Raw genomic sequence first — 10,300 nt, forward strand, 5'->3', positions numbered from 1 at the left:
ACTTCCACCCCCGGAGACCCTCATGGCCGAGTTCTCCCACACCTTCCCGGCAGCGAGAGGCGTTCAGTCTGGACGGCCTTGTTACGTGGCTATGTGCCCGTTACGACTAATACCAAAAATTTTTATCTTCGATGGGCAAGAGGTTCCACCAGAACTTAGAGCTCAACGAGTATTAAATCGAACCCGAATACCAGACATCGTTAGCTATTTGCTCGACAACCCAACAGACTATACGCTCTCGGGAATCACAGCGTCTGTAGATGGTCAGGTCTCGTTTGAACCTAGTACCGACACAGGTATGGCCCAAAATCTGGGACTACTGTCGATCCCTATGGATGCCAAGATCCTCATCAACGACGGTCAGCACCGCCGTGAAGCAATCGTTCAGGCAATCGAACAGAATCCAGAACTCGGCTACGACAACATCCCTGTGCTGTTTTTCATTGATGAGGGTCTGAAGCGCAGCCAGCAAATGTTCGCGGATCTTAACAAGCATGCTGTCCGGCCAAGCGACTCTATCAGCACGCTCTATGACCACCGGGATCATTTATCCGAACTAGCCCGAGTTGTTGCTCGCGAGGTGAAGGTATTCTCCCGGCTGACGGAAATGGAGAGGTCCAGCATATCCAACCGAAGCAGCAAACTTTTTACATTGTCGGCTATAAAGAACGCCTCAAAAGCTCTGCTAATGAAAGGAAAGACTGACCTAATTAGCGAGGACGAGCAGCAGTTGGCAATTGAATATTGGAATGAAATTGCCGCCAACATGAGAGATTGGCAACTCGCTCTGGAAAAGAAAGTGGCGACCTGCGAGCTCCGTGAGCAATACGTTCATGCTCACGGCGTCATGCTCCAGGCCATGGGCCAAATAGGCGCCGACCTTTTATTCAAGCCAAAGTCTCAGTGGAGCCGGATACTGCAAGGTCTTCAAAACATTGATTGGGCACGAGCTAACAATGAGTGGGAAGGTCGAGCAATGCATCACGGTCGCATTAGCAAGGCTCGCAGTAGCGTCGCCCTCACGGGCAATTACATCAAACAGCAATTAGGTGTTCCACTCACCCCTTCTGAGCAGGAATACGAGGAGTCGCTTAAGCCATGACTGCGCAGGAACAATTCGTTTTCCCGGATCATCTATCCATGATTCAGGAGTTTTCTCTTGGCAATCGCCCTCTAGTAGACCTCGTTCGCGAAATTCAGAACATATATTGCTCTGACGACCGACCCTGGATTATTGGCTTCAGTGGGGGGAAAGACTCTACTTGCGTTCTTTCCCTGATCTACATGGCATTGCTACAGCTCCCGGCCGAAAAGCGAGCCAAACATGTTTATGTGGTCTCATCTGACACCTTGGTTGAGACACCTGTCGTCGTCGACATGATCAAACGAGTAATCAAGCTCATTAATGAGGCAGCGCCGAAAGAGGGCCTACCAATAAGTGCACACAGTGTTGTGCCAAAAACAGATCAAACCTTTTGGGTGAATTTGCTCGGTCGTGGTTATCCTGCGCCAAATCAGACGTTCCGCTGGTGCACGGAACGGATGAAGATAGACCCTGTGAGCGAGTTTATACTCGATAAGGTCGCCAAATTTGGTGAGGCCGTTGTAGTGTTAGGCTCTCGTAGCCAGGAGAGCGCGTCTCGCGCCCAGGTGATTGCAAAACACAAAATAGACGGTTCAGCACTAAGCCGCCATAGCTCTCTTCCAAACGCTTACACCTACATGCCAATTGAAAGCTGGTCAGCGGATGAAGTTTGGATGTATCTGATGAGCGCCCCATGCCCCTGGGGTGGATCTAACCAGGAGTTGCTCGAACTATACAAAGGGTCAAACCAGGGTGAATGCCCGCTGGTGATCGATAAAAGTACGCCCTCGTGCGGGAACAGCCGCTTTGGGTGCTGGACATGCACAGTTGTGACAGCCGACAAAGCGCTGCATGGCCTTATCGAGTCCGGGGCCGATTGGATGAAGCCTTTGTTGGCGTTCAGGAACAAACTGTACATGTCCCGCCAACCAGAGAACTCTGAGGAGTATCGCAACTTCCGCCGCAGAACAGGAAGGGTCTCTTACAACTCGGGCGACATCAGTGATGATAGTGTGCGAGAAGTTCGTCATATCCCGGGCCCCTATTGGCTGTCCAAGCGCCAAAAATTCCTGCGTGAATTGCTCACTATTGAGAAGGGGATTAACGAGAGTGGTGAGTCTATCGAACTGATTACTCGCCCCGAGTTACACATGATAAGAAGAGAATGGCTACGCGACCCAAATGAGCCGGACTGGGAAGACTCTCTGCCGCGGATTTACAGAGAGGTCTACGGAGAGGACCTTGATTGGGTAGAGGATGATGCCGGCGCATTCACACGAGCAGATTCCGAAACACTTGAGAGGCTCGCAGAAAAATACGGTGTTCCATCAGCGCTTGTTCGCAAGATGCTGGAAGCAGAACTTCAAGTATCGGGTCTAGGCAAGCGGAGGGGCATACTGAACAGCCTGGAAAGTATCCTCCAAAGAGATTGGGAAGATCTCGACGCGATCAATGAGCGCAACCATTCCTTTCGTAAGCGTGGCAAATCGTACGTTGAGGAAGTGAAAGACGAATTTTCAGAGTTTTTGAACTAATGCTTATTAAAGAGCTTACGCTTACCGACTTTCGAGTCTACGAAGGGAAAAACTCCTTCAACCTCACGCCCGAAAAGCGTGCGGGTAAAACACGGCCCATCATTCTTTTTGGCGGTTTAAATGGCGCGGGTAAAACAAGCCTCCTTTTGGGCGTAAGGTTGGCACTCTACGGACGTTTGTGTCTGGGCAGTGCAGTTTCCCAAAAACGCTATGATGAGTTTCTGCTCGACGCAATCCATCACTCAAGAGAGACTGGTCGTTCTGCCAACTCTTCGTCTGTTGAGCTCAAATTCACTTACGCAAAGCTCGGAACGGAAAGCCAGTACCACGTTAAGCGTGAATGGGAACGAAAGGGCAAAGGCGTTAAAGAAACACTCACTATCTTGGAAAATGATACGCCTGTTAAAGGTCTCAGCTACGAGCAAGCTCAGAACTTTCTCAACGAACTGATACCTGCAGGTGTATCCGACTTATTCTTTTTTGACGGTGAGAAAATCGCCCAACTAGCCGATGATTCTGGAGGAATAGCCCTCGAACAGTCTATTAAGAAATTACTCGGGCTCGACGTCGTTGAGCGGCTCTCCGGCGATCTCACCGTTCTTAACCGGAATCTGGCCAAGCGATCGTCAGCTCAGGAAATGCAGGCACAAATCGACGCTGAGCAGTCCAAACTGATGCACTGCCGGAAACAAGCTGAGATCATCCGCCAAGACATCTCAACCATCCTCGCTCAGCGCGCTGAGTTACAAGAGCGCGCGAAAAGGCTCCAGAAAGATATCGATGATCGAGGGGGACATTTCTCCACATCCCGGGCTCAGCTCGAAGCCAAGCTGAATCAGCTCCATAGCGAGCGAGATAGCTTAACATCCGAAATTAATGGCCTTATATCCGACGCGGCACCCATCGCCTTGGCAGAAGACTTTTGCCGAAGAACTAAAGAGCAGATTGAGCAAGACCTCCAGCTTCAGGGGCTTTTGCAGGAATACAGAATCCACAACGAATACCGAACACACCTGGAAGACGCTCTCGATTCAAAGCTGGCACCCGATTCTTTGGCTATCGTGCTCGCTGAGATAGATAAACTGGGCAACCCCTATCAAGACCTCGAATCCCAGACTTTGATTCACGACTTAACGCCCTCTCAAGCAGGGAAAATATACTCAGCATTCGAGGACGCCAGTAGACAACGGCAGGATGTGATTAAGTTGTTTGATGCTCTAGAGTGCATCGAAGCGGAACTCGATGAAATTGGAGCCTCTCTGGCGCGCGCTCCGGACGATTCTTTGATTGCCTCTGATTTCGAGAACTTGCAGCAGCTACAGCAAAAACTTGGCAGGTTAGATGCTGAAATCGAGTCAGCGCGGGCGAAAGGAAAAGACGCAGCTAATGAAGCCGTCGAAATAGCCCGCCGGCTTGACCGACTGTACGAAACTGCTGCGAAGCTGAGCGACCAAAAGAGAGTTATCGACTACGTCAACAACGCCAATGGCTTGCTCGCGGACTATGTCGACCAGACAGCGACTGCCAAGGTTCGAGACCTTGAAGTCCAGTTCACCGAGTGCTTTGCCAAACTTACTCGTAAAGAGGACATGGACCTACAAATTCGGATCAACCCCAAGACCTTCCGCGTAGAACTATTGACCGGTAACGGGCGGACAATAGCGAAAGACGAGCTTTCAGCTGGTGAAAAACAGATATTTGCAATTGCTGTTCTTGAGGCACTTGCAAAAACCTCCGGACGCCAGTTGCCTATGATCGTCGATACTCCATTAGGGAGGCTAGACTCCGAGCACAGAACCAAGCTGATAGAAGGCTATTTCCCTATCGCAAGCCACCAGATGATTGTGCTCTCTACAGACACTGAGGTGGATGAATCATTCTATTCTGATCTCGCACCCGACATATCCCGGGCCTATAAGCTCGAATATGATTCAAAAGCCGGCGCGACTCGCGTCCGTGAAGGTTATTTTTGGCACCAAAAGGAGGCGAGCTGAGATGTTTCCCACCCGCATTCAGTTGAGTAAAAAAACCTGGGATAGGCTGCAATTCCTGCAAACAAAAACACGCCTTACGCCTAATGTGCTTGCACGCACAGCTATTGCATTAGCGCTACGCGATACACGTACGGCAACGATAAATGACACCAGACCAGAGCAGGTCCACGTTATCAATCGTGACGTTCTGTTTGGTGATCAAGAAAAGGTATATGAAGTATTAATCCAGCAGTTCTGCTCGGAACAAAAGGTCGAGGCCGACTATCAAAGCATAATTCGATCTTTAATCGATAGCGGATTGCATAAAATGGGGCACGTAAAGAAACTTTTAGACCTGAAAACTTTTTTTATGGCAGATACTAAAGGATAAACTTGGCTTGGACGCTTCCTAACGTTCAAGCCTCTGAGTTCCCACTTGCAAAGGTGAGTCGTATCAACGACCTTTTTTGCAGATAATGCAAAACTGGTCTGCGAGTCCCAGGGGGTAGTACTGCTCTTCCGCCGCAAACAACTTCATTGAAAGCGATTGTTGCGCATGGAAGTTATGAAAAACGTAGATCTTGGGCTCCTGGCCTGCTGAAATATCGGAAATGTTTCCATCAAACATCACGACAGCAGCTATATGCCTAAAGTCTCTCCTTCCAAGAAAATAGTCCGTAGGAATGCTTCCTCGCCCTGGACGTATGATTGAATTATGAATAACAAAAGCCTGATTTCCCGTCTCCTTATTAAAATCCCATAGAATGAGCTCTCGCCCTACGCCGTAAAAGTAAGCGCCCATAAATTAGCACCTACATTCGGTTATCAAGATTGCCCACACTGATTTCCTCGTCAACATCAGGAGGAATCAGCATGACACACGCCGAACGCAAGCGTCTCTGGCAGCAACATATCGAAGACTGGCAGGCGTCCGGTTTGTCCGGCATGGCCTACTGCCAGCAGCAGTCACTGACCTATTGTCGCTTTGTTTACTGGCGCAAAAAGCTGGCTGAGCCGGAGACCGTGATTGCGGAGCGCCCGGCTGGGCTCTCTGGCTTTGCCAAGGTGGCGGCGTTGCCTGGCCCGAAATCGTCGGAAGGCTTAACCGTGTCGTTGCCCGGTGGTGTCTCGATCACCGGGCTGCACGCCGGTAATGTGGAGTTACTCGGTGCCGTGCTGAGGCAACTGTAATGCGCCATCGGTACCTTCGCCCCTCCTGGGATCTGCCAGAGATTTACTTGTATCGTCAGCCGATTGATTTCCGCAAGCAGGCCAACGGATTGGCACTGATTGTCGAGCAGGAGTTAGGCCATAATCCGTTCTCCGGCGCGCTTTTCGCCTTCACCAACCGGCAGCGCAACAAGATCAAGTGCCTGATGTGGGAAGACAACGGCTTCGTGCTCTACTACAAGTCTTTGGCTGAAGAAAAATTCAAATGGCCGGGCCCAGAGGATGAGCTGATGTCGCTGAACGGCGAGCAGATCAATTGGTTGCTGGACGGCTACGACATCACCCTGCTTAAGGGCCATAAAACTCTGTATTATGAGAGTGTTGGATAGCACTTTTTAAGTGTGTCAGGGCGTTGTTTTTGCTATAATTTCAGCATGAAAACAACGCCTGATAACACCTCCAAAACACCCGATTTCAGCGGTCTCTCCACCGCTGAAATGCTGGCTGTTATCAGCGATATGCAAGAACAACTGGCCGCAAAAGAAGCCGAGCTTCAGCAGCGCGACCAAGCGGCCAAAGCACGTGAAAGCTACATCGCCATTCTCGAAGAGTTGCTGCGCTACAAAAAGATCCAGCAATTCGCAGCCAGCAGCGAAAAGCAGCCCAGCCAGATCACTCTATTCGACGAAGCCGAACTGGAAGTCGGGATTGACGAGCTACGCGATGAGTTGCCTGAGGATGTTGAAGAGGCCGAGGCACCGCCGCGTTCCCGCAAACGCCGTCAACGTGGCTTCTCCGACACGCTCTTGCGTGAGCGTATTGAGCTGACCCTTAGTGACGAAGAGAAAGCCGGAGCCAGCAAGACCTTCTTCACCAAGGTGAAAGAAGAGCTGGAGTACATTCCCGCACAGTTGAAGGTGCTGGAATACTGGCAGGAAAAAGCCGTCTTCGAGCAGGGTGGCCAGGAGCATATTGTGGCTGCACCGCGCTCAGCCCACCCACTGGGCAAATGCATTGCGACCCCGTCACTGCTGGCTTACCTGATTACCTCCAAATACGCCGACGGCCTGCCCTTGTACCGCCAGGAGCAAATGCTCAAGCGCCTGGGACACGAAGTCAGCCGAACCAGCATGGCGCACTGGATCATCCGCCTGAACGACGTGTTCAAACCGCTGATGACCCTGATGCGGGAAACCCAGAATGGCAGTGATTACCTGCAAGCTGATGAAACCCGGATTCAGGTGCTCAAAGAAGACGGCAAGAAAGCCCAATCGGATAAATGGATGTGGGTGACCCGGGGCGGCCCGCCCGGAAAGCCCTCGGTTCTGTTCGAGTACGATCCCTCTCGCGGTGGCCAGGTACCGGTGCGCCTGCTGGATGACTTCCAGGGCATCCTGCAAGCCGATGGCTACTCCGGCTATGGACAGGTATGCCGCGAGAACAAGCTGACCCGCATCGGTTGTTGGGATCATGCCCGGCGCAAGTTCGTGGACGCGTCCCGGGCAGCGCCAGCCATGGGCAAAAAAGGCCCGCCCTCAAAAGCCGACGTGGCCCTGAGCCACATCCGGAAACTGTACGCCGTCGAGAAAGCCGCGAACGAACTGAGTGACGCCGAGCGCTATCGGGTGCGTCAGGAAAAAAGCCTGCCGCTGCTGAACACCTTCAAGGCTTGGCTGGAGAAAAACGCCAGCAAGGTGCTGAAAGGCTCGCTCACCCGCAAGGCGATGGACTATACCCTGAGTCAGTGGGGTACCCTGACGGGGTATTGTGAACGCGGCGATTTACAGATCAGCAACGTGCTGGCCGAAAACGCCATCCGGCCCTTCGCCGTCGGTCGTAAGGCCTGGCTGTTCGCCGATACCACCCAAGGCGCGAATGCCAGTGCCACCTGTTACTCGCTGATCGAAACGGCCAAGGCGAACAACCTGGAGCCCTCCGCTTACATCCACCATGTGCTGAAGCACATTGCCGAAGCGGATACCCTCGAAAAACTGGAAACATTGTTGCCCTGGAATGCTGAGTTGCCAGCTTCAAAAAAAGTGGCTCAGTACGATTAGGGCAAGTGGGTCGGTTTATTGGCGCTTACCCGTAAAAAGCTTTGCGCCCAATCTCCCCAATATCAAAATTCTCTACCTTACGAACTTGATTTACATCGATCACGATGACACAGTGTTCGCCCGGTAGAACAAGTCCTTCAACCATACGGCTGGCGAAGCGACTAGCTTTATGTACAAAACTCTGCGTCACCCTCGCCTTGATTAAATCTAGCTCCCACTCCAGTTCGGCTCGATTTACTCGTGGCACTTTCCCTAACTCCGAAACCTTACCGGCAGCCAAGTCCTCTCCATTCAGCGTCCGGCGCTGCACCACCTCCATCTCGGAGCCTCTTTCCCCGGCCTTTGGAGACACAACCTCAAATTGTATTCTCCGGCCTCTCCAGTAAATCTCTGAATCTGAACATCCCGCCCCACGGTGAATAGGTGAAAGACTCCTTTTCTCAAGGTAATGCCAGAAAAGTATCTCTGACCAGCTTTCCTCGAAATGTCCTTTCATCTGCATCTGGTTAACATAGGCTTGATCAACTTCAGCACTATTGCGGAAGGAGTTCCAGGCCTTATCGAATGTCTGTCGAAGACGTAAATCCCTTGGCTCCCCTTTCTGATACGCCTCCGATATTCGAACGAATACCGGGGACAGTGCAGTTCGCTCGACCCCAGACCTAAGAGAGTAAGGATCTACCTGTTCTTGTTTTCTAACCAAACAATTACCTTACCAACTGGAAGTTGTTATACATGGACACCAAATTAAACCTGTTGACCCTCTGAAAATTCGGCTCTTAGCTCTTTAATTTTACGAAACTGTTTGGGATCCCGAACGTCCTCTTGAATCATGTCGAGTAAAAGATTCTCAGCTAACTTCACATTCTTCGGAATCATTTGTTTTGCAATAGGATCCCATAAAATGTGATGCCAATCTTCATGCAATAAGTCTAAATTCGACTCCAAAAGCGCTCCTATCGAATATATGATTGAATGACCTTTTTGGGTTAGAAACTGTGTGGCGCGGGCAAATGCTCGCTGACCAACGGGCCTGAAAAGCAGATTATTAACCGCTTCGTTACGATAGGTATAAGGGAGAGCACCACGATCTATAAAAACTTCTTTAAGCTCATCGCTCATCTCGAAAAGATTAGAAAAATAATCACAACAGAACTGATAGTGTTCGTTCAACTCTCGCTCGGTCGGCCTAGCATTTTCGAAAATTCTTTTTCCCTCTGCTTCATGTAGGTCTTTGACCAACTCATAAAGGCCAACGATACTGGTAAACGCCCTAGACTCTCTCTTATTTAACGCCGAATTCGAAGAGAAAGACACAAGATCATCACTATCTGAAAAAAGGCTAAACTCGTCCACAAGTTTTCTAGTTACTATCGCGAAGCCATTGTCTTCATCAAGAGCAATTGTTGCCGCTGTGGACACTGCCTTTGCTTTCTTATTAACTGTGGTGAACAGCCTACGAGTTCTCAGTTTTCCCTGCTCGGAGGACTCGTCATGCCCAACGAAAATTGCACAGATGTTCTCGATTTCTAGGTCTTCGCGATTCTCGGCCTCCTCAAGCGCTTTTTTGATGCCGGCGACACGATGCTGACCATCTATTGCAAATAACTTCTCTTCACCGCTAAAAGATAGAACTCCTATCTTCCCACTCAAATCTTCTTTCTGTTCTTCGGTAGCCTGTATATCCGGTGTATTGTAGTTAACTTCTATAGGAGCCCAGTTCGGGTCTCCATCATAAACACCAACAATAACAGCACCTAGAAACCTCTGATCATTACTTGATATGTAATCAGCTATCTCTCCTGCGTGCTTTTCGATCGCCTCCCGCTGAATCCATTCTGATAGTTTTTTGCTCTTATGGATCTCATCAGGGGCCTTGATAAGGCTTGCAACATTATTAAAAGATAATGAGCAAACGTAATAAATCCAGTCACCCACTCTAGACTTTAAGGCTGGCAATAAAATTCTGTCACTCATCAAAATGCCCTCTGAGCAGCGTTTATCTCACCACCAAATGTTGAATTGAAGGGAGGAATTAATGCTTGAATCATTGTATCTTCAACATTCTCAGCTTCTGCAACTGATTCTGTAACAGTGAAATAGTATTTCAAATGGCCATCCCAAAGATTGATCATTTTGTTAACTTTTTGCCGCCGCGTACGGCGCGGTGAAAGATTTAGCTCATTGATATATGCCCGGATACGTTCACGTAACCTTTTGGCTTTTCCAACATAAAAAACTGTACTAGCAGGTGACAGACCAAATAAGTTTGGTTCCACCACAAACACATATACTCCGGGCTCGTCGGGAAGCGCCCTAAGATCGTCAGGAGGAAAATCTATAACTGACCACTCACAGTTAATCTCGCGACCAAAATCCCAAGCACGAGGAAAGCAAGTTACCCTAACCTCATGCTTTTTAAGCAGAGTTGAGAACTCACCATTATCCCATTCTTCGTCAGTAAAAATATTTGCCATTGAG

At 49.9% G+C, this 10,300-nt stretch carries 11 protein-coding genes; 7 read left to right on the forward strand and 4 right to left on the reverse strand.

The features are described from left to right. The first annotated feature begins 22 nt into the window (after positions 1-22). The 4 genes from dndB to ASQ50_RS08730 are packed head-to-tail and all read left to right on the forward strand — an operon-like array spanning position 23 to position 4,983. A complete protein-coding gene (gene dndB, locus ASQ50_RS08715) occupies positions 23-1,102 on the forward strand; it encodes a DNA sulfur modification protein DndB (protein WP_058091229.1) in 1,080 nt (359 codons plus the stop codon). Beyond that, on the forward strand, positions 1,099-2,619 hold the full coding sequence (gene dndC, locus ASQ50_RS08720; protein ID WP_058091230.1) for a DNA phosphorothioation system sulfurtransferase DndC: 1,521 nt from the start codon (positions 1,099-1,101) through the stop codon (positions 2,617-2,619). Before dndB ends, dndC begins: the two co-directional genes overlap by 4 nt. Continuing rightward, positions 2,619-4,613, forward strand: coding sequence for a DNA sulfur modification protein DndD (dndD, locus tag ASQ50_RS08725; protein ID WP_058091231.1), 1,995 nt, complete (start codon positions 2,619-2,621; stop codon positions 4,611-4,613). The genes dndC and dndD overlap by 1 nt, the downstream gene beginning before the upstream one ends. Before the next feature lies 1 nt (position 4,614). After that, positions 4,615-4,983: a DndE family protein gene (locus ASQ50_RS08730; protein ID WP_058091232.1), complete on the forward strand. Its 369-nt coding sequence runs from the start codon at positions 4,615-4,617 to the stop codon at positions 4,981-4,983. Between the two features lie 63 nt (positions 4,984-5,046). On the opposite strand, the gene ASQ50_RS08735 is transcribed toward ASQ50_RS08730, so the two are convergent. Further along, positions 5,047-5,394 carry a hypothetical protein gene (locus tag ASQ50_RS08735; RefSeq protein ID WP_058091233.1) on the reverse strand — a complete coding sequence of 116 codons (348 nt, stop codon included), beginning with the start codon at positions 5,392-5,394 and terminating at the stop codon, positions 5,047-5,049. Positions 5,395-5,465: 71 nt separating this feature from the next. Between ASQ50_RS08735 and tnpA the strand changes: the two genes are divergently transcribed. From tnpA to tnpC, 3 genes are read left to right on the forward strand one after another with little or no spacing between them, the layout of a single operon-like run. Then, positions 5,466-5,783: an IS66 family insertion sequence element accessory protein TnpA gene (gene tnpA, locus ASQ50_RS08740; RefSeq protein ID WP_058092800.1), complete on the forward strand. Its 318-nt coding sequence runs from the start codon at positions 5,466-5,468 to the stop codon at positions 5,781-5,783. Further along, entirely contained in the window at positions 5,783-6,151 is a 369-nt protein-coding gene (gene tnpB, locus ASQ50_RS08745) for an IS66 family insertion sequence element accessory protein TnpB (RefSeq protein WP_058092799.1), read from the forward strand. Before tnpA ends, tnpB begins: the two co-directional genes overlap by 1 nt. A gap of 45 nt (positions 6,152-6,196) precedes the next feature. Continuing rightward, a complete protein-coding gene (tnpC, locus tag ASQ50_RS08750; protein ID WP_058092798.1) occupies positions 6,197-7,819 on the forward strand; it encodes an IS66 family transposase in 1,623 nt (540 codons plus the stop codon). 25 nt (positions 7,820-7,844) lie between these two features. Here the strand turns inward: tnpC and ASQ50_RS21000 are convergent, their stop codons facing one another. The 3 genes from ASQ50_RS21000 to ASQ50_RS21005 all read right to left on the reverse strand — a co-directional run bounded on the left by ASQ50_RS21000 (position 7,845) and on the right by ASQ50_RS21005 (position 10,296). Next, positions 7,845-8,138, reverse strand: coding sequence for a hypothetical protein (locus ASQ50_RS21000; RefSeq protein ID WP_156509991.1), 294 nt, complete (start codon positions 8,136-8,138; stop codon positions 7,845-7,847). 428 nt (positions 8,139-8,566) lie between these two features. After that, entirely contained in the window at positions 8,567-9,796 is a 1,230-nt protein-coding gene (locus ASQ50_RS08760; protein WP_058091265.1) for a DGQHR domain-containing protein, read from the reverse strand. Next, positions 9,796-10,296, reverse strand: coding sequence for a nucleotide excision repair endonuclease (locus tag ASQ50_RS21005; RefSeq protein ID WP_058091264.1), 501 nt, complete (start codon positions 10,294-10,296; stop codon positions 9,796-9,798). Before ASQ50_RS21005 ends, ASQ50_RS08760 begins: the two co-directional genes overlap by 1 nt. Between the last annotated feature and the right edge of the window lie 4 nt (positions 10,297-10,300).

The sequence above is a fragment of the Marinobacter sp. LQ44 genome (assembly GCF_001447155.2).
Lineage (GTDB): Bacteria > Pseudomonadota > Gammaproteobacteria > Pseudomonadales > Oleiphilaceae > Marinobacter.